The 25,016-nt window shown below is 71.8% G+C and carries 23 protein-coding genes and 1 pseudogene; 12 read left to right on the top strand and 12 right to left on the bottom strand.

Annotated elements, in window-relative coordinates:
* Positions 1-105: 105 nt before the first annotated feature.
* Positions 106-774 (bottom strand): annotated as a pseudogene (locus HDA32_RS26525) (carbon-nitrogen hydrolase family protein); the annotation flags it as partial.
* 265 nt (positions 775-1,039) lie between these two features.
* Here HDA32_RS26525 and tcuA point away from each other — a divergent pair.
* The 3 genes from tcuA to HDA32_RS26510 all read left to right on the top strand — a co-directional run bounded on the left by tcuA (position 1,040) and on the right by HDA32_RS26510 (position 6,013).
* Positions 1,040-2,554, top strand: a complete 1,515-nt coding sequence (tcuA, locus tag HDA32_RS26520) for an FAD-dependent tricarballylate dehydrogenase TcuA (protein ID WP_179645746.1) — start codon at positions 1,040-1,042, stop codon at positions 2,552-2,554.
* Positions 2,555-2,693: 139 nt separating this feature from the next.
* Positions 2,694-3,818: a type 2 periplasmic-binding domain-containing protein gene (locus HDA32_RS26515; protein ID WP_179645745.1), complete on the top strand. Its 1,125-nt coding sequence runs from the start codon at positions 2,694-2,696 to the stop codon at positions 3,816-3,818.
* Positions 3,819-3,934: 116 nt separating this feature from the next.
* Complete coding sequence (locus HDA32_RS26510; protein WP_179645744.1) at positions 3,935-6,013, top strand: tripartite tricarboxylate transporter permease; 2,079 nt, start codon at positions 3,935-3,937, stop codon at positions 6,011-6,013.
* Between the two features lie 78 nt (positions 6,014-6,091).
* Here HDA32_RS26510 and HDA32_RS26505 read toward each other — a convergent pair whose 3' ends face one another.
* Both HDA32_RS26505 and HDA32_RS26500 read right to left on the bottom strand, forming a co-directional pair.
* Positions 6,092-6,790 (bottom strand): GntR family transcriptional regulator, encoded by a 699-nt coding sequence (locus tag HDA32_RS26505; protein WP_179645743.1) that lies wholly within the window; start codon positions 6,788-6,790, stop codon positions 6,092-6,094.
* 150 nt (positions 6,791-6,940) lie between these two features.
* The gene (locus HDA32_RS26500) at positions 6,941-8,050 is read right to left on the bottom strand and encodes an isocitrate/isopropylmalate dehydrogenase family protein (protein ID WP_179645742.1); all 1,110 of its coding nucleotides are present in this window, start codon (positions 8,048-8,050) and stop codon (positions 6,941-6,943) included.
* A 91-nt stretch (positions 8,051-8,141) separates the two neighbouring features.
* On the opposite strand from HDA32_RS26500, the gene HDA32_RS26495 reads away from it, so the two are divergent.
* The gene (locus tag HDA32_RS26495; protein WP_179645741.1) at positions 8,142-9,239 is read left to right on the top strand and encodes a PrpF domain-containing protein; all 1,098 of its coding nucleotides are present in this window, start codon (positions 8,142-8,144) and stop codon (positions 9,237-9,239) included.
* Between the two features lie 176 nt (positions 9,240-9,415).
* Entirely contained in the window at positions 9,416-10,318 is a 903-nt protein-coding gene (locus HDA32_RS26490; RefSeq protein ID WP_218882607.1) for a transposase family protein, read from the top strand.
* Between the two features lie 60 nt (positions 10,319-10,378).
* Here the strand turns inward: HDA32_RS26490 and HDA32_RS26485 are convergent, their stop codons facing one another.
* The 6 genes from HDA32_RS26485 to HDA32_RS26460 all read right to left on the bottom strand — a co-directional run bounded on the left by HDA32_RS26485 (position 10,379) and on the right by HDA32_RS26460 (position 17,161).
* Complete coding sequence (locus tag HDA32_RS26485) at positions 10,379-10,798, bottom strand: SRPBCC family protein (RefSeq protein ID WP_179645739.1); 420 nt, start codon at positions 10,796-10,798, stop codon at positions 10,379-10,381.
* Positions 10,798-11,127: an ArsR/SmtB family transcription factor gene (locus HDA32_RS26480; protein WP_179645738.1), complete on the bottom strand. Its 330-nt coding sequence runs from the start codon at positions 11,125-11,127 to the stop codon at positions 10,798-10,800. Before HDA32_RS26480 ends, HDA32_RS26485 begins: the two co-directional genes overlap by 1 nt.
* Positions 11,128-11,400: 273 nt before the next feature.
* Positions 11,401-12,714 carry an MFS transporter gene (locus HDA32_RS26475; protein WP_179645737.1) on the bottom strand — a complete coding sequence of 438 codons (1,314 nt, stop codon included), beginning with the start codon at positions 12,712-12,714 and terminating at the stop codon, positions 11,401-11,403.
* Between the two features lie 169 nt (positions 12,715-12,883).
* Positions 12,884-14,515 (bottom strand): hydantoinase B/oxoprolinase family protein, encoded by a 1,632-nt coding sequence (locus HDA32_RS26470; protein ID WP_179645736.1) that lies wholly within the window; start codon positions 14,513-14,515, stop codon positions 12,884-12,886.
* 1 nt (position 14,516) lies between these two features.
* Complete coding sequence (locus HDA32_RS26465; protein ID WP_179645735.1) at positions 14,517-16,523, bottom strand: hydantoinase/oxoprolinase family protein; 2,007 nt, start codon at positions 16,521-16,523, stop codon at positions 14,517-14,519.
* A 41-nt stretch (positions 16,524-16,564) separates the two neighbouring features.
* Entirely contained in the window at positions 16,565-17,161 is a 597-nt protein-coding gene (locus HDA32_RS26460) for a helix-turn-helix domain-containing protein (RefSeq protein ID WP_179645734.1), read from the bottom strand.
* Positions 17,162-17,332: 171 nt separating this feature from the next.
* Here HDA32_RS26460 and HDA32_RS26455 point away from each other — a divergent pair, with 171 nt between their 5' ends.
* On the top strand, positions 17,333-18,769 hold the full coding sequence (locus HDA32_RS26455) for an NAD(P)/FAD-dependent oxidoreductase (protein ID WP_179645733.1): 1,437 nt from the start codon (positions 17,333-17,335) through the stop codon (positions 18,767-18,769).
* A gap of 286 nt (positions 18,770-19,055) precedes the next feature.
* On the opposite strand, the gene HDA32_RS26450 is transcribed toward HDA32_RS26455, so the two are convergent.
* Entirely contained in the window at positions 19,056-19,445 is a 390-nt protein-coding gene (locus tag HDA32_RS26450; RefSeq protein WP_246335276.1) for a TIGR03086 family metal-binding protein, read from the bottom strand.
* Positions 19,406-19,675, bottom strand: coding sequence for a maleylpyruvate isomerase N-terminal domain-containing protein (locus HDA32_RS31120; RefSeq protein WP_312863338.1), 270 nt, complete (start codon positions 19,673-19,675; stop codon positions 19,406-19,408). Before HDA32_RS31120 ends, HDA32_RS26450 begins: the two co-directional genes overlap by 40 nt.
* Positions 19,676-19,867: 192 nt before the next feature.
* Here HDA32_RS31120 and HDA32_RS26445 point away from each other — a divergent pair, with 192 nt between their 5' ends.
* From HDA32_RS26445 to HDA32_RS26425, 6 genes are all read left to right on the top strand, one after another.
* On the top strand, positions 19,868-20,005 hold the full coding sequence (locus tag HDA32_RS26445; protein ID WP_218882606.1) for an FAD-dependent monooxygenase: 138 nt from the start codon (positions 19,868-19,870) through the stop codon (positions 20,003-20,005).
* Complete coding sequence (locus HDA32_RS32170) at positions 19,995-20,246, top strand: aromatic-ring hydroxylase C-terminal domain-containing protein (RefSeq protein ID WP_344732490.1); 252 nt, start codon at positions 19,995-19,997, stop codon at positions 20,244-20,246. Before HDA32_RS26445 ends, HDA32_RS32170 begins: the two co-directional genes overlap by 11 nt.
* Positions 20,233-20,850, top strand: coding sequence for a TetR/AcrR family transcriptional regulator (locus HDA32_RS31955; protein ID WP_179645732.1), 618 nt, complete (start codon positions 20,233-20,235; stop codon positions 20,848-20,850). Before HDA32_RS32170 ends, HDA32_RS31955 begins: the two co-directional genes overlap by 14 nt.
* A 47-nt stretch (positions 20,851-20,897) precedes the next feature.
* Positions 20,898-21,341 (top strand): hypothetical protein, encoded by a 444-nt coding sequence (locus HDA32_RS26435; protein ID WP_179645731.1) that lies wholly within the window; start codon positions 20,898-20,900, stop codon positions 21,339-21,341.
* 132 nt (positions 21,342-21,473) lie between these two features.
* Positions 21,474-21,962 (top strand): MarR family winged helix-turn-helix transcriptional regulator, encoded by a 489-nt coding sequence (locus HDA32_RS26430; RefSeq protein ID WP_179645730.1) that lies wholly within the window; start codon positions 21,474-21,476, stop codon positions 21,960-21,962.
* 121 nt (positions 21,963-22,083) lie between these two features.
* Positions 22,084-23,124 (top strand): NAD(P)-dependent alcohol dehydrogenase, encoded by a 1,041-nt coding sequence (locus tag HDA32_RS26425; RefSeq protein ID WP_179645729.1) that lies wholly within the window; start codon positions 22,084-22,086, stop codon positions 23,122-23,124.
* 285 nt (positions 23,125-23,409) lie between these two features.
* Here HDA32_RS26425 and HDA32_RS26420 read toward each other — a convergent pair whose 3' ends face one another.
* A complete protein-coding gene (locus HDA32_RS26420; RefSeq protein ID WP_312863450.1) occupies positions 23,410-24,999 on the bottom strand; it encodes a monocarboxylic acid transporter in 1,590 nt (529 codons plus the stop codon).
* Positions 25,000-25,016: the final 17 nt, after the last annotated feature.

Below are 25,016 nucleotides of genomic sequence, written 5' to 3'. Positions count from 1 at the left end.
TGTCACGTGGATAACCGGGAGTGCGGGCGGCGGGTCAACAGGCGGGCCGGAGATCGGCGTTGGTGCCGTGGTCAGCTGAGCGTCGCGCGCGATGGCGTCGCTCTCGGGCCCCGCCTGGGCCACCACGGCACCACCGGGCCTCCAGACGCCGGAACGGCCGGCGGTGCTGGAGAACCCGCCGCCGGTCGCCCCCGCGAAACTGGCGATCGCGACCCACACCCGGTGATCGATGGCGACGCGACGGGCTCGCTCGATCTGGAGGGCCGCCTCGTCCGCGGTCTTCACGGTGGCCGCGACATAGGCGTCGGTGCCCAAGGCGGCGGTGTCCGCCGCGTGCCGCGGAACCCCGGTGTCCTTGCAGACGGCGAGACCGAGCCGCCAGCCGTCGACCTCCAGCACGGCCGGCGTGTCGCCCGGGGCGAACCGGTGAGACTCGGTCGTTCCCAACCACATCTTGTGGTAGGCCACGGTGGCTCCGGTGCCGTCGACGGCCAGCGCCGCGATGTGCGACCGCTCCCCCTCGCCGAACACAGGGGCGCCCACCAGCGCCAACGCGCCCGACTCGGCGCAGGCGCCGACGATGGGCGTGAGTCGGGGGTCCTCGGCTGTGAGCGCCGGGGACTCCAGCTCGTATCCGGTCAGGGAGAGTTCGGGAAAGGCGACGATCCGGGCACCGGCCGAGCGAACCGCCGCCGCGTGGGCCATCGCGTTCGCCGCGACGTCGTGGGAGATGAGTCGCGGTTGGGCCACCGCGAGGGTCAGCGGATCGCGCATGCCGTCACGGTATATCGGCATCCTGATCGTCACCCTCACAGGATTGCATGCAATCCGGATACAATTAGGTGGTCGCAGTGAGGGGCGGCAGCGGGGGAGCCCGCCCGATGCCTCCTGGACCGCAGTGGGCCTGTTCCGGCTGTCGCCGACCAGCCGGGCCGGGTGGCCTGTGGCCCAGGAGGTCCGGGAGGCGCCTTCGGGCCCTTCCCTTGCTGAGACCACCTCAATAAGTCCAACGTCGCATCCGATGAAGAGAGGCGCCCGCATGCCCCACAGCAGGACCCCCGCCGACGGGGAGCGTTACGACGTGGTCGTCGTCGGCGGCGGCAACGCCGCCTTTTCGGCGGCCCACTCCGCCAGGGAGAACGGGGCCTCCGTGCTCGTTCTCGAGAAGGCCCCCGAAGCCGAGGCCGGCGGCAACTCCTACTACACGGCCGGTGCGTTCCGGCTGGCCCACGGCGGGCTCGCCGACGTGCGGCCACTGCTGGACGACCCCTGCGACGAGCGACTCGACTCCACACGCCTGCCCGCCTACCCGGTCTCCGCCTTCACCGCCGACATGGAGCGCGTCACCGATGGGCGCAACGATCCGGAGATGACCCGCGTGATGGTCGACGACAGCGCGGCGACCGTGCGCTGGCTCCTGGAGAAGGGTCTGCGCTGGGAGCTGCTCTACCAGCGCCAGACCTACCTGGAGGACGGCGTCTGGGTCTTTTTCGGCGGACTCGCCCTGGGCACCGTTGGCGGCGGCAAGGGCCTGGTCGCCCAGCACACCGAGGCGGCGCGGGCGAGCGGCGTCGAGATCCGCTACGGCGCCCGGGTGACCGACCTGCTGCGCGAGGGCCCGGCGGTCACGGGGGTCGCGGTGCGCGGGGAGGACGGCGAGGAGCGGCGGATCGCGGCCGGAGCCGTGGTGCTGGCCGCCGGCGGCTTCGAGTCCAGTGCCGACCTGCGCCGCAAGCACCTCGGCGAGGGCTGGGAACGCGCGCTCGTGCGCGGAACCCCGCTCAACACCGGGGAGGTGCTGGGACTGGCCTTGGCTCACGGCGCCGCCCCGCACGGCGACTGGTCCTCCTGCCACAGCGTGCAGTGGGACGCGGGCGCCCCGCCCGAAGGCGGCGAGCGCGACCTGACCAACGGGCTGACCCGGCAGAGCTACCCGGTGGGCATCGTGGTCAACCAGGACGGGGAGCGCTTCATCGATGAGGGGGCCGACTACCGCAACTACACCTACGCCAAGTACGGGCGGAAGGTGCTGCGCCAGCCCGGCGGCCGCGCCTTCCAGATCTTCGACGCCAAGACCCGCCCGCTGCTGCGCGCGCACGAGTACGACAACGACGCCATCACCGGCGCCACCGCCGACTCGCTGGAGGAGCTCGCCGCGGAGCTGGGCATCGACCCCGGCGGGCTGACCCGTACGGTGGAGCGCTTCAACGCCTCGGTCCACGGCCCCGAGTTCACCCCCTCCGTCAAGGACGGCCGGGCCGCGCACGTGCGGCCGCCCAAGTCCAACTGGGCGCTCCAGGTCGACTCCCCGCCCTACTACGGCTACGCGGTGGCCTGCGGGATCACTTTCACCTTCGGCGGGCTGCGGATCGCCCCCGGCTCCGCCGGCGTCATCGACACGGCGGGCGCGCCGATTCCAGGGCTGTACGCGGCCGGTGAGATCGTCGGCGGGCTGTTCTCGGGCAACTATCCGGGCGGTTCCGGCCTGATCGCCGGCGCCGTGTTCGGCCGCCGCGCCGGAGCCGCCGCGGGCGCGGCGGCTCGGCGGGGCTGACCCGCGCCCCGGCCGGGCGCCGGGTCGGCTCCGCAGTCCGTTCCCCTCCTTTTTCGGGGATCAGGGTTTACATCACATCGAGTTGCGTGCAAGATGTATCCAATCTGAATCCAATTAGGAACGGGAGGTGGACCCGACCATGCCAGGTTCGCTGACCCGGCGCCGGGCCCTGGGCGCCCTGTCCCTACCGTTGCTGACGCTCGCCGGATGCGCCACACCCGCACCGCACCGCGCCGCGGCGGTCGCCACCGAGGGCGACACCCTTCCCGAGCAGGTCCGGATGGTCATCCCCTACGCCGAGGGCGGGGGGACCGACGTCTGGGCCCGGTTCCTGGGCCCCAACCTCACCGGCGCCATGGACACCCCCTGCCGGATGCTCCCGGAGAACCTGCCCGGCGGGGAGAGCATCATCGGCTCCAACCGCTATGCGCGCGAGGCCGCCAACGACGGCTCCTCCGTGCTCGTGGCCTCCGGGACCACCTACTTCCAGTACCTCCTCGGACGCCCCGAGGTGGAGTTCGACTTCTCCCGCCTGCGCCCCCTGGTGATCAACGCCGGCGGTGGCGTCGTCTACGGTGCCGCCCACGCAGGGATCCACGGGATCGGCGACCTCTTCTCCGAGGGCGCCGACCTGCGCTACGGCGGCATCAGCCCCACCGGGCTCGACCTCAGCGTCCTGCTCGCCTTCGACGTGCTGGGCCTCGATGTGCGGAGCGTGTTCGGCCTGGAGGGGCGCGGCCCCGCCCGCCTGGCGCTGGAACGCGGGGAGCTCAACCTCGACTACCAGACGACCTCGGCCTACTTCACCCAGGTCGAGCCCTTGATCGCCGACGGGCGCGCCACCCCGCTGATGTCCTTCGGCCGGCTCGCCCCCTCGGGCGAGGTGGTGGGCGACCCCGCGCTCCCTGACCTGCCCAGCGTCCGCGATGTCTACGAGGACGTGCACGGCGACGCGCCCTCCGGTCTTGCCTGGGACGCCTACCGCACCTTCCTCGCCGCCGGCTTCTCCTACCAGAAAGGGATCTGGGTCGCTGAGGACACCCCCGACTCGGTCGTCGCCCCCTTCTTCAACGCCGTCCGCCGCCTTGAGAACAACGAGGAGTTCCTCTCCGAAGGCGACAAGGTGCTCGGCGGCTACCCCGTGTTCGCCGGCGACGAGGCCGAGGAGGAGATCCGCTCAGCGCTCACCGTCTCCGCGGAGGTTCGCGACTACGTGTTCGACCTGCTGGCCACCGAGCACGGAACGGTCGTCTCCGGCGCCTGAGCCGCTTCCGCCCGCACGCCTCCTCCGGGCTCCGCGCGCCCTCGCCCCAGGTCCGGCGCGCTCCAGAGACCCTCCACCGCAGTCCCCTGAGTTCCGCAGAACAGACGGGTCCCTCAATGATCGACGCAGCCCTGTCCGCACTAGCCGGACTCCTCGACCCCGCCATGCTCGCCACCCTGGCCATCGGCGTCCTCGCCGGCCTGGTCATGGGCATGATCCCCGGCCTGGGCGGCACCGGTGCCATGGCGGTCCTGCTCCCGTTCGTCTTCCTCCTGGAGACCCAGCAGGCCCTGGCGCTGGTGATCGGCGCCGCCGCGGTCATCCACACCTCCGACACCATCAGCACGGTCCTACTCGGCATACCGGGCTCGGCCTCGTCCAGCGTCACCCTCCTTGACGGCCACACCATGGCGAAGAAGGGCCAGGCCTCCCGCGCGCTGTCGATCGCGTTCGTGTCCTCGGCCGCCGGCGGCCTCATCGGTGCGCTCGGCCTCACCGTCTCGATCGTCGCGGCGCGGCCACTGGTCCTGCTGTTCGGCTCGCCCGAGCTGTTCATGCTGACGGTGCTCGGCATCTCCCTGGCCTCGCTGCTGTCCCGCGGCAACATCGCCAAGGGCCTCCTGGCCGCCTGCTTCGGTCTGCTGCTGGGCCAGGTCGGCGCGGCGCCCACCTCAGCCGAATACCGCTACACCTTCGACTCGCTGTTCCTCGCCGAAGGGCTGGATCTGGTCGCGGTCGCGCTGGGGGTGTTCGGCCTCGCCGAGATCATGGCGCTGATCGCGCGCAGGACCAGCATCGCCGACGGTGTCGCGCTCACCGGCGGCTGGGGCCAGGGCGTGCGCGACGTGCTGCGGTACTGGGGTCACGTGTTGCGCGGCGCCCTCGTCGGCGTGTGGGCCGGCATCCTCCCTGGAGTCGGCGCGACGGCGGGCAGTTGGCTGGCCTACGGGCAGGCCGTGGCCACCTCCAAGGACAAGCGGCGGTTCGGCAAGGGCGACCCGCGGGGCATCGCGGCCCCCGAGAGCGCCAACAACTCCATCTCGGCCGGAGACCTGATCCCGACGCTGCTGTTCGGCATCCCCGGCAGCGCGGCGGCGGCCCTTCTGCTGGGGGCCCTGCTCGTATTCGGCGTCGAGCCCGGCCCCTCGCTGATCAGCGAAGACCTCGATCTCGTCTACACCATCGTGTGGTCGTTCGCGGCGGCGGCCGTGCTCGGCGCCGTGCTGTGCTTCCTGCTGGCCGGCCCACTCGCCCGGCTCAGCTTCGTGCGCTTCCCGATCCTCGCGGCCGGGCTGATCGTCATCATGTTCATCAGCGCGTTCCAGGCCGCGCAAGAGTTCGGCGTCCTGCAGATCATGCTCATGCTGGGGATCATCGGGTGGTTCATGAAGATGTGCGACTACCCTCGAGCGCCGTTCCTCATCGGGTTCGTCCTCAGCGTCCCGCTGGAGCGCTACTACTTCCTCACCGACAGCCTCTACACCCCGGCCGAGTGGATGAGCCGACCGGCGGTCCTGGTGATGGCCGGGCTTCTGGCCGCGCCGCTGCTGTACAAGGGCGCCATGTGGGCCTCGCGGCGCCGCAACGCGCACGCTCCGGCCGACGAGCGCGTCCCCGCCTCCGTCGGCGGCGGTGGCGGTGACGGCACCTCCGCCGACGGCTCCGGCGCGGGTCAGGAGACCGGCGGGGAGAACGCGGAGCACGGCGAGGCGGACCACGAGGCCGGGCAGGACACCGGACTGTTCGAGGGGACCGCCTGGCCGGCCGCGACCGCGGCCCTGTTCGTCGCGCTCTTCGGCGCCGGCCTGCTGCTGAGCCAGGCCTACAGCCCCTCCGCCCGCCTCGTGCCCCAACTGGTGTGCACCGCCGGACTGCTGCTGGCGCTGGTGGTAACCGGACGCGAGGTTTACCGCCTGCGCGCCTCGCCCGCCTCAGGCTCAAGATGGCGCGGCGAGCTCGGGTGGACGGCCTACGCGTTCGGCTGGCTCTGCCTGTTCCTCGCGATCACCTACCTGGTCGGCGCGGTGCTCGCGGCGGCGGTGTTCGTCCCGGTGTTCCTGCGCGCCGTCGCCCGGCTCCGGTATCCGGCGATCGCCGTGTACACGGTCGCGGTCATGGCGCTGCTGCTGGTACTGCAGTTCGTCGCGGGCATGGCTCTGCCGCAGGGCTGGTTCATGCCCGGGTTCCTGCTGTGACCGCCGCCCGCGGTCCGACTCGGACCGCGCCCGCACCGCGCTGGTGTCCGGCGGCGGGGGCCGCGGTGACGGGCCGGTTCAGGCGCCCATCATCTTGGAGAAGCGGATCTCGCGGGCGTTGCGCATGTGCCGCTTTCCGGCCTCCTCCGCGGCGTCCGGGTCGCCGGCGGCGATGGCCTCGATGATCTCGGCGTGCTCGGCGCACCCGGTGACGGCCCGCCCAGGGAAGGCGAACGTGGTCGGCGCCAGGCGGCGCACCGCCTGCTCGGCCTGGCCGAGGAAGCGTTCCAGGTAGAGGTTGCCCGCGGCCTCGCGGATGAGTCGGTGGAAGGTGATGTTGTGCCGGGACAGGGCGGCGGCGTCGCCGGTGTCGGCCAGCGCCTCCATCCGCGCCTGCACCTTGCGCAGCGCCGGGACGAGGCCGGGCTCGCCTCGGGTGGCGGCCAGCCGCGCGGCAAGGCCTTCGAGGTTCTCCCGGATCACGTACAGGGCGAGGATGTCCTCCATCGACATGGGCGAGACGACGGTCCCGTGATGGGCGGTCTTGTGCGCCAGCCCCTCGTCGGCCAGCCGCCGCAGCGCCTCGCGCACCGGGGTCCTGCTCACGTCGAGGGTGGCCGCGATCTCGTCCTCGCGCAGCCAGGTGGACGGGGCCAGGGCGCCGTCGAGGATGGCTTCGCGCAGCGCGTCCGTGACGGCCTCGGTGGTCCTGCCTCGGCTGGGCTTGGACCGCAGGTATCCGCGGACCGGGTGCAAGGGCTTGTCTTCGACGCTCATGCCCGCTTCTTCACTTCCGCAGGACCGTCCCGTTTCGCTCGTCATACCGGTGGGGCGCCCCCGCAAGCGGGGACGCCCGGGCTCCTTACTCTACTTCGCGGTAGGCGGTGGGCGTGGCGTCCCGCCCGCGCGCTGGTCCCCGCACCGCCGTCACATCCGCCCCAGCCCGTCGAGCACGGCCGCCGTCGCCGCGGCGGTGCCGCCCTTGGGGCGGCCCCGGTCGTCCAGGGCCACCGCGCCGGACGCGTAGGCCCCGGCGACCGCCGCGCGCACCGCGCCGGCCTCGTCGACGTGACCGATGTGCTCCAGCAGCATGGCCGCCGACAGGATCTGCGAGGTGGGGTTGGCCGCCCCCGTCCCCGCGATGTCCGGCGCGCTGCCGTGGATGGGCTCGAAGTAGGCCGCGGTGTCGCCGAGGTTGGCGGAGGGGCACATCCCGAGGCCGCCGACGGTGGCCGCGCCGAGGTCGCTGAGGATGTCGCCGAGCAGGTTTTCCATGACCAGCACGTCGAACCGGGCCGGGTGGGCCACCAGGGCGGCCGCCGCGGCGTCGGCGTGGAGGTGCTCGGCCTCGACGTCGGGGTGGCTCGCGGCCACCTCGTCGAACACGTCGCGGAAGAAGGCGAAGGAGCGCAGCACGTTCGCCTTGTCGACGCAGGTCACGCGCCGGACGCCGTCGGCCGGCGCGCCGTTGCGCCCGCGGGCCAGGGCGAAGGCCCGGCGCACGACGCGCTCCACCCCCTTACGGGTGAGCAGGAGCTGGTCGCTCGCGGCGCGCTCGTTGCGCACCCCGCGCCCACGCGAGAGGTAGAGGCCCTCCGTGTTCTCCCGGACGATGACGTAGTCGATGTCCTCGGGCCGGTGCGTGGTGGGCGCGGAGACACCGGGCAGCAGCCGCATCGGCCGGACGTTGGCGTAGGCGTCCAGTCCTCCGCGGAGCAGCCCGCCGAGCAGTCCCGCCTCGGTGCCGTCGGGATGGCGTACGTCTGGCAGGCCGACCGGGCCCTTGATCAGGGCGTCATAGTCGCGGATGCGCTCCAGTGCCCCGTCGGGCAGTGCGGTACCGGTGCGGCGGTGGGCGGCGGCCCCGGCGTCCTCGAGGTGGAACTCCAGGCGCACGCCGCGGGGCCTGAGCGCCGCCTCCAGCACGGCGGTGGCGGCGGCGGTGAGCTCGGGGCCGATCCCGTCCCCCTCGATCACACCGATGTGGAAGGTGCGGTCGCTGTGCGCGGGGCCGGAGATGGGCGCAGAATTTTGCATGCAATTAGTATGCAAATCGGATACGGTTGCGGTCAACCCTCGGCGGGCCCGTCGGGGTCCGGCTCGCCGATCACGTACGCGGAGGTGTCCAATGCAGGTTCGAGCGGTACTGATGCGGGGCGGGACCAGCAAGTGCTGGGTCTTCGACGAGCGCGTCCTGGACCGCCTCGGCCTTGACCGTGACCGGACACTGCTGCGGCTTTACGGCAGCCCCGACCCCCGCCAGCTCGACGGCGTCGGCGGCGCCACCTCCACCACCAGCAAGGCGGTGATCCTCGCCCCCTCAACGCGCTCCGGAGTCCACGTCGACTACACCTTCGCCCAGATCGGCATCGCCGACGAGCGCGTCGACTGGAGCAACAACTGCGGCAACTGCTCGGCCGTCGTCGGGCTCTACGCCGTCCAGCAGGGCTGGGTGCGTCCCGAGGGCGACACGACCCGGGTCTCGGTGTACAACACCAACACCGCGAAGACGATCGTGCAGGACGTGCCCACCCCCGGGGGCGCGGCCACCAACGAGGGCGACAGCCGGATCACCGGAGTCGCCTTTCCCGCGCCCGGCGTCGGCCTTGGCTTCGTCGACCCCGCCGGAGCCGTGACGGGGTCGCTGCTGCCCACCGGCCGCCCCGTCGACGAGCTGCGCTCCGGGCGCGGCCCGGTGCGCGCCTCACTCGTCGACGCCGGCAACCCCGCCGCCCTGCTGTGGGGACCCGACATCGGCCTCATGGGCGGGGAGGAGCCCGTGGACGTGGACGCCGATCCGACGCTGCTGGCCGACCTCGCCCAGGCGCGCGCGCACGCGTCGGAGCTCATGGGGATCTCCGCGCACCGCTCGGTCGCCGACGAGGTCTCCCGTGCGGTCCCCAAGCTCGTGTGGCTCGCCCCTGCCCCCGAGCCCGCTGCTGCGGGCGCCGCCGGCATCGCCGCCCGGATGCTGTCCATGGGGCGCACCCATCCCGCCCTGGCCATCACCGCCTGCGTCGCCATCGCCGCGGCGGCCGCCATCCCCGGCACGGTGGTGCCCGAGGAGGCCCGGACCGTCCCGCTGCTCCTGGACACGCCCTCCGGAACCATCCCGGTGCGCGCCGAAGCCGCCCCCGACGGCCGGATCGACACGGTCTTCGTCGAGCGCACCGCCCGCCGGATCGCCACCGCGGAGCTGGAGGTCCCCACACTGGCGCGGTCCTGACCGCCCGGCTCGACCTGCCCGTGCCGTCTCACTGGGGACCCCGCTGCGAGACGGGACCGGCGAGGGGCGGCGCTTACGACTTGGTGTGCGATAGCTGAGGGTCGGGTGCGACGGGAGTTTGCGCCAACGCAAAGAGCCACGCGAGCATGTGGACTGTGACATCAACATGGGCCCGCGTGGCTCTCGCTCAGCCTATCCTCACCGGCCTGGCCCTGCACCACCTCGGCGCCCTCATCGCTGAACTCGTCGATCCCTGGAGCGCCCAGCAGGACTCGCGCCTGCGACAGCGCCGTGGCCACGGCCGAAAGCGCGCAGCCGGGGCCGGGCCCGGCCACACCCTGATGTTCACCGACCGGGTCATCGCTACCCTGGTCATTCTGCGCTTCCAGCTGCCCCACGCCGCCCTGGCCGCGCTCTACGGGGCGGACCGCTCCACCGTCACCCGCGCCGTCCACGAGATCCGGCCCCTGCTGGCCGCGCGCGGCTGCGCCGCCCCCGAGGCGCCGGGGGTGCGGCTGCACACCCTGGCTGATGTGTTCGCCTACGCCGCCGCCCACGGGGGGCACCTGCGTGTCGACGGTACCGAGGTGCAGGTCCGGCGGCCCCGAGCCAAGCGTCCCGAACGCCGGGCCTTCGTCTCGGGCAAGAAGAAGCAGAACACCGGTAAGGCCACCGCCGTCAGCGATGAGAAGGGCCGCCTGCTGTTCTTCGGCGCGTTTCGGCCCGGGCGTATGCACGATGCGACCATGCTGCGGACCGAGGGCGTGGATGACCTCCTGAGGCAGTATCCCGGGGTGGGAGTCGAGGCCGATTCGGGGTATCAGGGGCTGGTGCGTGACTATCCCGGCCAGGTCAGCGGACCGCCGAAGAAACCGGGCAAAGACGCCTCGGAGGAGGAGGTGCAGCGCTGGCAGGACCAGCGCAAGGCCCAGTCCTCAGGCCGGATCTGTGTGGAGCACGCGATCGCCGAACCCAAGCAGTGGCGCAGTTTGCAGCGCTACACCGGGCGACGTGAACACTTCCCCGAGACCGCTGCGGCCATCGCCGGGCTGGTCTCCGACCGCTGCGTTCAGCGGTAGGCCCCATCCGGGCCGACCGTCCAGACCGGCACGTCCCACCCCTAATCGCGCACAACGTCGTTAGCGCCCGTCCAGTACGCCAGTGAGCGCATCGAGGCAGCGTACCCAGCCGGCCTCGGTCTGTGCGGCCCAGGTCCTGTCGGCGAAGGTGTGGGTGAAGACGAGCCGGCAGCCCTCGCCGTCGGGCACCAGTTCGAAGTGCAGCCCGTGGGCGCCGGTCTCCTCGTCGAACTCCTGGAAGGCGAAGACCTTCGGCGGCAGGAGCTCGGTGATCTCGGCGCGCAGTTCGGTGCTCTCCTCGTCGCGGAACCGGATGGCTCCGCCGACGCGCAGGTCGAGCTCTGTGGCGGCGAAGGGGTACCACTGGTTGAGGTGCTCCGGTTCGGTGATGGCGCGCCACACCTTCTCCGGTGGGTGCGCGAGGCGCCGTTCGAAGCGCAGTGCCCAGGTGTCTCCCACGCGACGCAGGGTGCCGTTCATCAGTCGTCCTTCCTTCCGGGGTTGTCCGGCATGGTGTCCAGGTGCCGTTCGAGGGCGTCGAGGCGTTCGTCCCAGAACCGCCGGTAGGGCGCGAGCCAGGCGTCGACCTCCACCAGCGGCTCCGGCCGCAGCCGGTACCAGCGGCGCTGGGCGTCGCGCCGGACGTCGACGAGTCCGGCGTCCCGCAGCACCTTCAGATGCTTGGAGACGGCGGGCTGCGCGAGCGCGAGCCGGTCGACGAGATCGCCGACGGCGCGTTCGCCGTCGCGCAGCAGATCGAGGATCTCCCGGCGCCGAGGTTCGGCCAGCACCTCGAATGTTGTTGCCATGCGAGGAATATAACCAACATAGAATGTAACCGCAACCGGAAACCGGCCCGATCCCCCGGAGACCCAGGTCCGAGACCTCGTCGCCGTCGGTGCCCAGGGTTCTCAGCGCCGGGGCCCGTTTTTGGCGATCTTGACCTTGTGGGGCCTAACAACGCTGAAATGACCCCGACAAGGTCAAGATCGGCGAGAGGACCACTGCGAAACGGACATGTGCGCGTCGGGTCGAGCCGGGGGCCGTCGCCGCCCCGGAGAAGAGGGCCGGGCGGTCATGCGTCATCCCGCCTCCGGGGTGCTGCCGATCTGGAAGCGGGCGAGGACTGCGCAGCTCAGCGCCATCGCGAAGGCGATCACGCCGGAAAACACCGCGACCGGCCACACCGATCCCGTGGCGTCGAGCATCGCGGTGGCGATCACCGGCGACAGCCCGCCGCCCAGGACCGCGGCGAAGTGGTAGCTCAGGGAGGCCCCGGTGTAGCGGTTCTCCGGGCTGAACAGCTGGGCCACCTCCGCGGCGAGCACGCTGTAGGAGGCGCCGATGAAGACCATGGCTCCTCCAACCGCCACGTACAGGTACAGCGGGTCGGCCATGCCGGCCAGCCAGAACGTGGGGCCCGACCACAGCAGCAGGCCGACCGCGCTGAACGCGGCGATGGCGCGCGGGTTGAACCGGCTCGCCGCCATGGCGGCGATGACGATGGCGCAGCCCTGCACCACCGCGGCGACCAGGTTCGCCGACTGCGACACCGACGCGGGCATGTGCAGCGTCTCCGTCGCATAGACCAGCATGAAGCTGGTCATCAGGTAGTAGGTGACGAAGACGGCGGAGAACGCGCCGAGGCCGATGAGGAGCTGCGTGAACTGGGTCTGAAACACGCGGGCCAGCGGCGCCTTGCGCGACTCCTGGTTGCGCAGCGCCTCTTCGAACTCCGGCGACTCCGCGATCTTGCTGCGGATGAGGAACCCGATGGGCACCAGGATGATCGAGAGCAGGAACGGAACGCGCCACCCCCAGTCCGACATCGCGGCGTCGCCGACGATCGCGCCGGTGCCGATGAAAACCCCGGTCGCCAGCAGCAGCCCGATGGGCGAGCCCAGTTGGGCGAAGGAGCCGTACAGGGTCTTCTTGCGAGCGGGGGCGTGCTCGATACCGATGAGTGCGGCGCCGCCCCACTCGCCGCCGACGGCCAGCCCTTGGAGGAGCCGGCACAGCACGAGCAGGATCGGGGCGGCCAGGCCGATCTGCTCGTAGCCGGGCATCAGGCCGATCGCGAACGTCGCACCGCCCATGGTGACCAGGGTCACGATCAGGGTCTTCTTGCGCCCGATGCGGTCACCCCAGTGACCGAAGAGCACCGCGCCCAGCGGGCGGGCCACGAACCCGGCGCCCAGGGTGGCGAACGACAGCAGGATGCCGGTCATCGGGGCGGTCTCGGGGAAGAAGACCGCGTTCAGGACCAGCGCGGCCGCCTGGGCGTAGATGAAGAAGTCGTACCACTCGATGGCGGTGCCGATCGCCGACGCCGCGGCGACGCGGGGCAGGGACACCGATGGGCGCTGGGCCGCGGCCGACGGGGTTGGACTGTTCACGGCGTGAACCTCCTGGGGGTGACGGACGGTGGGACGGGGGCTGCGGGCCGGGCGTGTCCGCCGTGGGGCGGTGGGGTGCGGGCCGCCGGCAGACGCCGGGCCGCCGCCGTGCGGCAGGGCGGCCCACCGGGTCGGCGGTCCCGCGGAGCCGGTCCGGTGCGGGCTCGGATCAGGCGATCTGGTGGGCACGGTCGGCGGCCCGCTGGTCGGCGGGCCGTCCTGCGGGGTCGCCGAAGCCGCCGCCCCCGCCGGTGACGACCGCGATCCGGTCGCCGGTGTCGAGGACCTCGCTGAAGACACAGTCGAGATGCTGGACGGTGCCGTCGGCGCGGGTGATGCTGAAGTCGCCGGTGCCGCCCTCGGTCCCCCCGGACAGCCCCGAGGCGCCGGTGCGGTGGCGGTCGGCGTAGCCGGAGACCCGGACTCCGTCGCGCAGCGCCTCATAGACCCGGCGGATCCCGAGGCCGCCGCGCTGGGCGCCGTCGCCGCCGCTCCCGCCGACCAGCGCGTACTCGGCGATCCGGAAGTGGTCGTAGTCGGTCTCCAGCGCCTCCACCGGGGAGTTGGCGCAGTTGGAGATGGGGTTGTCGAGCGCGTCGGCGCCGTCGTGCTCGGCGCAGGCGCCCCATCCGCCGCCCAGGATCTCCAGGACCACCTGGTAGTGGCCGGTCTCGGCGGCGAGGTGGCTCACCGCGAACGCGGTCGTGGTGTCGAAGCCGGTGGCGACGGCCTGACCGGGAAGCACCGAGCCGAGGCCGCGCACGATGGCGTTGAACACCCGGCTGGCGGGGGTGAGCCGGGCCCGCACCGCCGCCGGCGGGCGCGGGTTCAGGATGGAGCCGTAAGGCGCGGTGATGGTGATCGGGCGGTTGCAGCCCTCGTTGAACGGCAAGTCCTGATCGTCGAGCATGCATCGGATGGCGCTCTGCGCCGCCGAGACCGTCGAAGCGAACGGGCAGTTGACGTTGCCGTTGATCTGCGGGCTGCTGCCGTCGAAGTCCACCCGGAGTTCGTCGCCGTCGACCGTGATGTGCGCGATGACGCGGGCGGTCCCGCCGTCCCACGGGGAGGCGTCGAGATACTCGGTCACCTCGTGCACGCCGTCGGGGATGCGGGCGATGGCGGCGCGCACCCGGCGCTCGGCGTAGTCCTTGAGCTCGTCCATGGCGTCGAGGAAGTCCTCGGCGCCATGGCGGGCGGTCAGCTCGGCGAACCGCCGCTCGGCCGTGCGGTTCGCCGCGAACTGGGCGTTGAGGTCCCCGATGACCAGGTCGGGAACGCGCACGTTCGCTCGGATCAGCTGGTCGACGAACCCGCCGCCCCAGTCGCGCGACACCGAGAACCGGGACAGCGGCAGCCGCAGCCCCTCCTGGTAAACCTCGGTGGCCTCGGCGTTGAGTCCGGCGTGCCCGCCGCCGACGTCGACGTGGTGGGCGACGCTCGCCGCGAACGCCACCAGGCGGCCGTCCAGGAAGATCGGCGTGAACAGGTAGATGTCCTGGAGGTGCTGGCCGCCGCTGTAGGGGTCGTTCATCAGCAGTGCGTCGTCGGGGGTGAGCGCGTCGATGTCGACGTGCTCGGCCAGTCCGCGCAGTGCCAGCGAGATGCCCGCCGTCATGATCGGGATGCACTCCGCCTGCACGATCACCTCGCCGCGCCGGTCGGTCAGCGCGACGGAGAAGTCCCGCGCCTCGCGCACGATGGAGGAGAACGCGGCGCGCTTCAGGTCGGCGGCCATTTCCCTGGTGATGGACTCGTAGGCCGATTTCAACACGCCCATGCGGGCGGCTTCGAGTGTCATGTCAGTCCTTCTCCAGCAGCAGGTTCGTGTGGACGTCGACCCGGGCCCGCCACCCCGAGGGGACCAGGACGGTGGAGCTGGCGTCCTCGATGACGGCCGGGCCGTCGAACGCGGTCTCCGGGGCGATGCCGTCGCGGTGCAGGAATCGGGCGGTCACCGCGCGGCCGTGCTCGACCAACCGGGTGTGCCCCGATGCATCCGATGACGGGATGACATGAGGCAGCGGTAGATCCGGGCGCCGGTCCTCGACCGTGAGCCGCAGCGCGACGATCTGCACGGTGCGCCCGGGATCGCTGTGCCCGAACCGGCGGGCGTGCGCGGTGTGGAAGTCGGCGATCAGCGATTCGGGGCCGAGCGGGCCGTCGGCGTCGAAGGGGACCGGGAGTTCGAAACCCTGTCCCCGGTAGCGGAGGTCGGCCGCCCACAGGTGGTCGGCGCCCTGCGCGTCGACCCCTTGCCCGGCCAGCTCCTCTGCGGCGTCCTTGGCCATTTCCGCCATCACCGTCCGCAGGTCGGCCGCGGTGGTATCGGTGGCGTCGGAGACCAGCCAGGTGCGGGAGAACTCGCGCCGGAAGCCCGCGGTGAGCAGGCCGTAGGCCGAGGTCAGCCCCGAGTAGGGGGGGATGAGGACGCGGCGCATCCCCAGCTCGTCGGCCACCGCCGCGGCGTGCAGCGGACCGGCGCCGCCGTAGGCGAGCAGCGTCGTCCCGTCGAGTTCGTGGCCCTGCTCCACCGACACGACCCGGATGGCGTTGGCCATGGCGACATTGGCCAATCGGACCGCCTCCTCGGCGACGGCCTCCACGGTGCTGTCGAGCCGCTCGGCGATCGGCGCGAGCGCGGCGACCGCGGCCTCGCGGTCGAGCGCGAAGCGGCCGGCGAGCTTGGTCTCGGCGCGGATGGAGCCGCGCACCAGGTTGGCGTCGGTGACTGTGGGGCGGCGCCCGCCGCGCCCATAGCAGGCCGGCCCCGGGTCGGCGCCGGCGCTCTCGGGGCCGACCGTGAGCAGCCCGCCGCGATCGACCGCGATGATGCTGCCGCCTCCGGCGCCCACGGTGTTGATGTCGACCAGCGGGACCCGGACGGGCAGGCCGTCGACGGCGGTCTCGGTGGCGATCGTCGGCCGGGGCCCGCTGACGAAGGCGACATCGGTGCTGGTGCCGCCCATGTCCATGGTGACGATGCCGTCGAAGCCGGCGTTGCCCGCGGCCGTGATGGCGCCGGAGACGCCCGCCGCCGGGCCCGAGAGCAGCATGGTGACCGGCCGGGCGATGACGGCCGCCGGGGGGACGATGCCGCCGTTGGACTGCATCACCTGCAGAGACCGGACCCCCAGCGTCCCGACGGCATCCTCCAGGTTGCGGATGTACTCGGTGACCCGGCCGCGGATGAACGCGTCGACGGTGGTGGTCGTGGTGCGCTCGAACTCGCGGAACTCCCGGATGACCTCGCTGGACACCGACACGGGCAGATCCGGCGCCATCTCCGCGATCAGCGCCCGGACCCGCTGCTCGTGCTCCGGCGCCGTGTAGGAGTGCAGCAGGCTGACGGCGATGGCGGCCACCCCCGATTCGAGCAGGGCGGCGACCGCCGTCCGCACCGAGTCCTCGTCGAGCGCGCGCACGACCGTTCCGGAGGCGTCGACGCGCTCCTCGACCTCGCGGATCTCCCGCCGCCCCACGAGCGGTTCGGGCTTGCGGTACTTCAGGTCATACATCGTCCGGCGGTCCTGGCGCTGGAGGAACACCACGTCGCGGAAACCGCGTGTGACCAGCAGGCCAATGGGACCGCCCTTGCGCTCCAGCAGGGCGTTGGTGGCGACGGTGCTGCCGTGCAGCAGTTCGGCCCCTTCGACCAGCTCGTCGGGGAGTTCGCGCAGGGCGGTGACGACCGCCTGCGCGGGGTCGGCGGGGGTGGAGAAGACCTTGTCGGTCGCGAGGATCGCGCCACTGTCGTCCAAGACCACCAGGTCGGTGAACGTGCCACCGCACTCGATGCCGATTCGCACGGATGTCCTTTCGTCGAGAGCCGGTTCCGCTCGGGATCCGTTCAGTAGCTGGGCGGGCTGATGCTCCACAGCACTTGGGCGGTGCCGCCGTCGGCCTCCCTGGCGCGGTGGGGGGTGGCGCTGGAGTAGCTCACGGAGTCGAGCGGCCCGAGCAGGTGCGTCTCTTCACCGAGGGTGACCTCGATCCGCCCCGATATGACGAGGAGGAGCTCGTCGGAGTCGCCGTGCGCGTAGGGCTCGTCCCCCGTGCTGCCTCCCGGTTCGAACTCGCCGAGGAAGACCTCCAGATGGTTGTTGCCCTTGGGGGTGAGGCGGATCTTGCGCGCGGCGGTGCCGAAGCGGAACGGCGACGCCTCGGCGTAGCGGTGCAGCGCGGTGTCGTCCGACCAGGACTCGTCGAACAGTTCGCCGACGGTCAGCCCCAGGACGGCGGCGACGCGCTGCAGTGTGGCCACGCTGCCGCTGACACGGCCCCGTTCGAGCTGGCTGAGGAATCCCTCGCTGAGACCGGCCTGCCGGGCGGTCTGGGCGAGGGTGAACCTCTTGGCCTTGCGGCGGCGGCGCAGACGCGGGCCGACGCCCTCCTGGGCGTCGCGACCCGGGTCGGAGGCGGGGGGTGGAGCAGTCGGCTCGGTCATGGTCAGTGAAGCTACCGAGCGCCCCGGCACAATGCAAGATTCTTTTTGCTGTAGATAAGTTTTCTTTACACGCCGCTCTGAACTGTGCTTTCATGGGTGAACTCGTGCCGCGGCGGATTGCGGCCCGCCCGAGCGATCCCCGGAAACCCAGCTCACGGAGTTGTCACGACCATGTCCGGAAGCGCACTGAGCCACGTTCCCCGCGCGAACGGCTTCGCCAACGGAAGAGTGTCCTTCTGGTTCCGGCAGACCGGCAGACCGGGTCCGCGCCCCGCGCTGCCGGGCTCCGCCGACTACGACGTGTGCATCGTGGGCGGCGGCTACACCGGCCTGTGGACCGCCTACTACCTCAAGAAGGCCCGACCCGGCCTGCGCATCGCCGTGCTGGAGAAGGAGTTCGCCGGCTTCGGCGCTTCGGGGCGCAACGGCGGCTGGCTGTCCGCCGAGCTCGCCGGGTCGCGGCGGCGCTTCGCCGCCACGCACGGCCGCGGCGCCGTCCTCGCCCTGCAGGAGGAGATGCGCGCGTCCATCGGCGAGGTCGCCGCGGTGGTCGACAAGGAAGGGCTGGACACCGAGGTCGTCCGCGGCGGCATCTTCAGCGTGGCCGTCGGCGACGCCCAGCGCGACCGGCTGCACGCCAAGGTCGCGGGCCTGCGCGAATGGGGGTTCACCGAGCAGGACCTGCGCCTGCTGTCCCCGGAGGAGCGCGCCGGGCGGATCGCGGTCCGCAACGCCTCCGCCGCGACCTGGTCCCCGCACGGCGCGCGGATCCATCCGGCGCGGCTGGCGCTGGAGCTGGCCCGCGCGGTCGAGTCGCTCGGCGTGGACCTGTTCGAGGGCACCGCGGTGACCGAACTGCGGCCGCGCACCGGCGGTGCACCGGCCTGCGCCCGCACCGACCGCGGCACCGTGCGCGCCGAGTATGTGATCCGGGCGACCGAGGGCTTCACCGCGTCACTGCGCGGCGCCCGGCGGATGCTGCTGCCCATGAACAGCTCGATGATCGTCACCGAGCCGCTGCCCGCTGCGGTGTGGGAGGAGATCGGCTGGCAGGAGCGCGAGCTGTTCAGCGACAACGCCCACACCTACGTCTACGGCCAGCGGACCGCCGATGACCGCATCGCCATCGGCGGGCGCGGCGTCCCCTACCTGTTCGGCTCCCGGTGGGACCCCGACGGCGGCACCCATCCGAAGACGGTCCTGGCGCTGTGGCGCGTCCTGACCCGCTACTTCCCCGCCGCCCGGCACGCCGGAGTCGTCCACACCTGGAGCGGGATCCTGGGGGTGCCCCGCGACTGGTGCTCCAGCGCCGGGGTCGACCACCGCACGGGGCTGGGTTGGGCCGGCGGGTACGTCGGTCACGGCGTCACGGCCACCAACCTGGCCGGTCGCACCCTGCGTGACCTGGTGCTGCGCGAGAGCACCGAACTCACCCGGCTGCCCTGGGTCGACCACAGCGCCCGCAACTGGGAGCCCGAGCCGCTGCGCTGGATCGGCGCCCAGGGCGTCTACGCGCTGTACCGCGAGGCCGACCGCAGGGAGAACGCCGGCCTCGCACGCACCTCCGCCCTCGGACGGCTCGGCGACCTGGTCAGCGCACGGGAGTAGCCGGCGGCTCCGCCCCGGCCGGCCCCGGACGAGTCCGCCACCTGCCCGCAGAGGTGCCGCATGCCCGTCCGGAGAAAGGCCGGTTCACTCGGCCCCGACGGGCTCATTTTCGCCGATCTTGACCTTGTCGGCGTTATTTCAGCGTTTTTAGGCCCTATAAGGTCAAGATTGCCGAAAACGGAGGCGCCGGCGGCACAGCAGGCCGAGTCCTGGAAATCTCGCCCCGCCTCGCGAACGCAGCAGTCAAAACCCGATCAGTCATCGCTCGCTTCGAAACCTCCGTCGCTCACAGCCGCTCCGGTGTTCCCCAAGGGCCGGGTGTCAGCGCGGGGTCCAAAGGGTCGCGGCCGCTGAGGCCGAGGACCCGGTCGAACACGGGGGCGTCCGCCGGTACGTCGACGACCGGGCCGAACAGTCCCTCGCGCGCCTGCGGATCGTCGGGGATGCTCGATGTGAAGGCGAGGCACGCCTGCGCATCGGCGGGATCGCACTCATAGGGCCGCCCGATGGCGCGGGCGAGGTCCCAGCCGTGCAGCACCAGCTCGTTCAGGGCGACCATCCCGGCCTCCCGCCCGGAAAGCTCGACCCCTCCCACTGCGCAGACGCCCTGCCACGCCGCGGGATCCCGCCACGCGGTCACGAGGTCATCGACCGCCGCGCCAGCCGCTCCCGCCAGTCGGCGGGCAGGTTCGCGGCCGAGGGCTGCGGGGGCGGTCCATCGGAGGGCGAGGAGGCCTTCTCGGCGGCTAACCGGAAGGCGAGCGCGAGCCCTGAGACATGGTCGAACAGGTCACCCGCGGAACAGCCCGCGCACGGGGTGGGCGCCGTAAGGTCGTCGTCGGTGATCTCCGCGGTCAGAGCCCTCATCCGATTCGCCGCAGGCTCCAGATCCAGCTGCTCGTTCACGCGGCCGCTCCTCCTCTCATCACGATCTCACCCGCTGTGGTGTTCACCGCATCGTAGAAGCCGGTACCGACGAACGAGGCGACCACGGTGCCGATGTCGCCACCGGTGAACTCTCCCCTTGCCGTGACCGCTGAGCCAGCATGCGATACAAATGTAGCGCTACGATAGTAGCGAACCGGCTGGGGAGGCGGAATGGACGACGTAGTCATCGTCGGCGCAGGACCGACCGGCCTGATGGCGGCCTGTGAGCTGGCGCTGGCAGGCGTGACCAGCCGGGTCGTGGAGCGCGGGGCCGACCGACCAGGGGCGGCTGTACGAGGTGCTGCGTGACGGGCGCTTCGCGCTACTCACCAGGGACGGGGCCGCGTCCGGGCCGTGGAGCGACCGGGTGCGGCCGGTGCGCGCGACCGGCCCGTTGCGGGTGGCGGCGGCGCTGATCCGCCCGGACGGGTACGTCGCATGGGCCGCGGACACCCCGGCCGACACCGATGTCCGTTCGGCTCTGCTGAAATGGTGTGGTCCGGCAGAGAGCACAGATCAGGAGGACGACCCGCACCGTGCCGCCACCTAACCCTCGACGCCGCGACCGGCTGGCCGGCGCCGCCATCGAGGTCCTGGCGAGGGAGGGATCCCACGGGCTGACCCACCGCGCGGTCGATGCCGCAGCCGAGGCCCCTCCCGGGACCACCTCGCGGTACTTCCGCACCCGCGCCGCCCTGGTGAACGGGGTCGTGGACCGGGTGACGCGCCGTCTCGCCGATCGGATCGACGGCAACGTCGTCCAGCCGATCGATCCTGCGGGCCTGGAGGACGCACTGGTCACGGTCCTCCGGCAGATGCTGTCGGCGGACCGGTCCCAGCCGATGGCGCTGCTGGAGCTGCACCTGGAGGGCAGCAGGGACCCGCATCTGCGCGACGTGCTGGCCGACGCCATGACCGCACGGCGGGACCTCATCATCCGGCAGTGCCGTGCAGCCGGGATCGACGTGTCAGCGCAGGACGCGTTGCAACTGGAAATGACGGTCATGGGAATTCTGTTCACCGCGCTGACGGTCAATCCCCAGGCATTCGACGACCTGGACGTCTTTGTGCGCACCGCGGTGCGTTCCACCCTCGCCCGCTATCTGCCCGAGAACGCGGCCCGGTACGGCGACGACGACCCGATGCCCCGCTGAGCGGTCTTTGCCGATCGCCTCGCCGGTGTCATGTGGTTCTCCGGTCGATGCGTGTTTCCTTGGATCTGCGCCTGCAGGGCCTGGACGACAACGTCCACTCCGTCTGGAACCGCTCGGCCCGCCCCATCGAGGGCTTCGCCGGGTACAACTATACGCCCACCCCGCCGGAGACCATCGGGGCGATGTTCCGCTTCGGGGCCTACGACGTCCCCCGCGTCCTGAACGACTTCACGGGCAGCCCGCTGAGCTCGGTGCGCGTCTGGGAGGGGCTCACCGGCTGGTACACGGCCAAGACCGGTGTCGACAACTCCCTCCCGCTGCAGGCCATAGGGGCGTCCCCGTTCGGGTTCGTCAACTACGCGCGCCTGCCGGGCCGTGCGGTGCCCTTCCTGGTCAACCAGCTCACCCGCCCGAGCTTCCACACGTTCGTCCGCAGGCGGCTGAAGACGAACGGCATGGTGGCGCTGCCACTGCTGTGCCGACCGGTGTGAGCGGGCGGCACCGGTTCCCCGCCGAGCTCCTCCGCTTTCTCCGCCACTCGTTGTGGCCCCCCTTTCCCCGGTCCACCGCTCCGGCGGAATTCCGGTGGCACTCGGGATTTCCGCGCTCGGTAGCATCGGGGCATGGACCAGCAGGAGGACTCCGCCGAACCTCGGCTGCCGGACCCGGAGCTGGTGGAGGGCGTGCTGCGCTTCGTTCCGCTGCTGGAGGCCTACTACCGGCGCGCCCCCGACGAAATGCCCGAAGAGCTCCAGAAGGTGTTCCGGCGCCACAGCCTCACTGGTCGGCACGGCGGCGTCCTGGCGCAGCTCACCCTCGGTCAGGAGCTCAGCGTGAGCGGACTGTCCGCCCGGCTGGGCGTGCGGCTCTCGACCGTCAGCGAGCTGGTCGGCGACCTCGCATACGTGGGCCTGGTCGTCCGCCGCGCCGACCCGGGGAACCGCCGGCGCACCCTCGTCACACTGGCCGACGCCTACCGCGAGCCGATGCGGGTGTTCATGGCGCAGCGCGCGGCCCCGCTGCTGCGCGTGCTGGAACGCCTGTCCCCGGACGACTTGAGGGGGTTCACGGCGGGGCTGGAGGTCTGGGCCGACGAGGTGGGCACGGACTGACGGCCTCCCACGCGCCGCGGGACGGTACCGCGCCGCCAGGCATGGGGGCGGCCGGAGTGGATAGAGGCCCTGACGTGCGCCGATGACGGGGGCGCCGCTGCGAAGGGGGAGAGGGAGGCCGATGCGAGCCGTGCAGTACCTGGAGGTCGGGGAGCCGCCGAGGGTCGTCGACGTCGATGCGCCCGAACCCGGACCCGGGCAGATCCTGCTGAAGGTCACCGCGGCGGGGGTCTGCCACTCCGACCTGGCGGTGATGGGCTGGCCCGCCGACGCCTTCCCGTACCCGCTGCCGCTCACGCTGGGCCACGAGGGCGCCGGGCGGGTCGAGGCCGTGGGCGCCGACGTCGGCAGCGTGGCGGTGGGCGACTCCGTGGTGGTCTACGGGCCGTGGGGCTGCGGCACCTGCCGGGCGTGCTCACTGGGCATGGAGAACTACTGCCCGCGCGCCGCCGAGCTGGGCATCCGGCCTCCGGGACTGGGCCGGCCCGGCGCGCTGGCCGAGTACCTGCTGGTGGACTCCGAACGCCACGTGGTGCCGATCGGGGACCTCGACCCGGTGCGGACCGTCCCGCTCACCGACGCCGGGCTCACCCCGTACCACGCGATCAAGCGGTCCCTGCCCCGCCTCCACGCGGGTGGCACCGCGGTGGTCATCGGCGCGGGCGGGCTCGGCCACGTCGGCATCCAACTGCTGCGCGCGGTCTCGGCGACCACCGTGGTGGCCCTGGACGTCCGGGAGGAGAGCCGCGAACTGGCGCTGCGCAGCGGGGCGCACCACGCGCTGCCCTCGGACGAGGGCGCCGTGCGGACGGTGCGCGAACTGACCGGCGGCACCGGCGCGACGGCGGTGTTCGACTTCGTGGGGGCGCAGGCCACGGTGGACCTCGCCGCGCAGATGGTCGGCATGGACGCCGACATCACCGTGGTCGGCATCGCCGGCGGGGTGCTCCCCGTGTCGTTCGGGTCGCCCCCGTACGGCACGCGCGTGGGCACCACCTACTGGGGAACGCGCTCGGAACTGATCGAACTGGTGGAGCTGGCCCGGCAGGGGGCGGTCGGCGTCCACGTGGAGCGCTACGGCCTGGAGGAGGGCCCGGAGATCTACGAGCGCATGGAGGCGGGCCGCATCCAGGGCCGCGCGGTGGTCGTCCCGGGCTCCTGAACGACTACGCGGGCGGCCGGTTGAGCTCGGTCCGAGCCATATAGCCGGGCCGGGTCGCCACAGGCGACGGCACCGCGGTGGCGTGGAGATCCGGGGGATCCCCACGCCACCGCGTGAACGGGGAGACCGGTCCGGGGACCTCCGCCGATCTTGACCGTGCGGGGCCTGAAAACGGTGCGACAACCCCCAAAAGGCCGAGATCGCCGGTGGACGAAAACGGCCCCGGACGCCGAACGCGTCCGGGGCCGCCCTGGGTGGGGGAGGGGTGCCACCCAGTGGGGAGGGTCAGTGCGCGGTGGCCTTCTCCGCGCCCGCACCGGTCAGGGAACGAACCTCCATTTCGGCCTGCTTCCTGCCGTTGCCGTCCTTCGACATCACCGTGCCGAGCCAGCCGAGGAAGAACGACAGGGGGATCGACACCAGGCCGGGGTTGGACAGCGGGAACCAGTGGAAGTCCACGCCCTGGATCATGGCGCTCTCGCTGCCGGAGACCGCGGGCGAGAACACGATCAGCGTGATCGTCACCGTGAGTCCGCCGTAGATGCTCCACAGCGCGCCCGAGGTGTTGAACCGCTTCCAGAACAGCGAGTACAGGATCGTGGGCAGGTTCGCCGACGCCGCGACCGCGAACGCGAGCGCGACCAGGAAGGCCACGTTCTGCTCCTTGGCCAGGATGCCGCCGAGGATCGCGGCCGCGCCGATCACCAGCGCGGTGATCCGGGCGACCCTGACCTCGCCGCCCTTGCTGTCGGCCGCGCCCTTCTTGATCACGTTGGCGTAGACGTCGTGCGCGAACGAGGCCGACGCCGTGATCGTCAGCCCAGCCACCACCGCCAGGATCGTGGCGAAGGCGACCGCCGCGATGAACCCGAGCAGGACCGGACCGCCCAGCGCCAGGGCCAGCAGCGGCGCCGCGGAGTTGACCCCGCCCGGAGCCGCGTTGATCTGCGCCGGCCCCACCAGCGCGGCCGCGCCGTAGCCCAGGACCAGGGTGAACAGGTAGAAGGTGCCGATCAGCGCGATCGCCCACACCACCGAGCGCCGCGCCTCCTTCGCCGTCGGCACGGTGTAGAAGCGCATCAGGACGTGCGGCAGGCCGGCCGTGCCGAGCACCAGGGCGATGGCCAGGGACAGGAAGTCGAGCTTGGTGATCTCGCTCAGGCCGTACTGCGCGCCCGGCGAGAGCAGCGCCTCGCCCTTGCCGCCCTCCGCGGCGACCGCCTCGGCGAGCAGCCCGGAGAGGTTGAAGCCGTACATGGCGAGCACCCACACGGTCATCGCGAAGGCGCCCGTGATCAGCAGCACGGCCTTGATGATCTGCACCCAGGTGGTGCCCTTCATGCCGCCGATCAGTACGTAGATGATCATCACGACGCCGACGGCGGCGATCACCGCGTTCTGCCCGGCCCCGCTCTGGATGCCCAGCAGCAGGTTGACCAGGCCGCCGCCGCCGGCCATCTGGGCCAGCAGATAGAAGAAGGACACCGCGAGGGTGGAGACCGCCGCGGCGGCGCGGACCGGCCGCTGGCGCATCCGGAAGGCCAGCACGTCGCCCATGGTGAACTTGCCGGTGTTGCGCAGCAGCTCGGCGACCAGCAGCAGGGCGACCAGCCAGGCCACCAGGAAGCCGATCGAGTAGAGGAAGCCGTCGTAGCCGTTGAGTGCGATGGCGCCGCAGATGCCGAGGAACGACGCGGCCGACAGGTAGTCGCCGGCGATCGCGATGCCGTTCTGCGGGCCGCTGAACGCCCGGCCCGCGGCGTAGTAGTCGGAGGCGGTCTTGGTGTTGCGGCTCGCCCGGAACACGATGATCAGGGTGATCAGGACGAAGGCGCCGAAGATGCTGAAGTTCAGCACCGGGTTGATGCCCTCGATCACCTGCGACTCCTGCG

The sequence above is a fragment of the Spinactinospora alkalitolerans genome (assembly GCF_013408795.1).
Taxonomy (GTDB): Bacteria; Actinomycetota; Actinomycetes; order Streptosporangiales; family Streptosporangiaceae; genus Spinactinospora; species Spinactinospora alkalitolerans.
The sequence above is the reverse complement of the archived record's forward strand: the minus strand, read 5'-3'. Positions and strand labels throughout refer to the sequence as shown.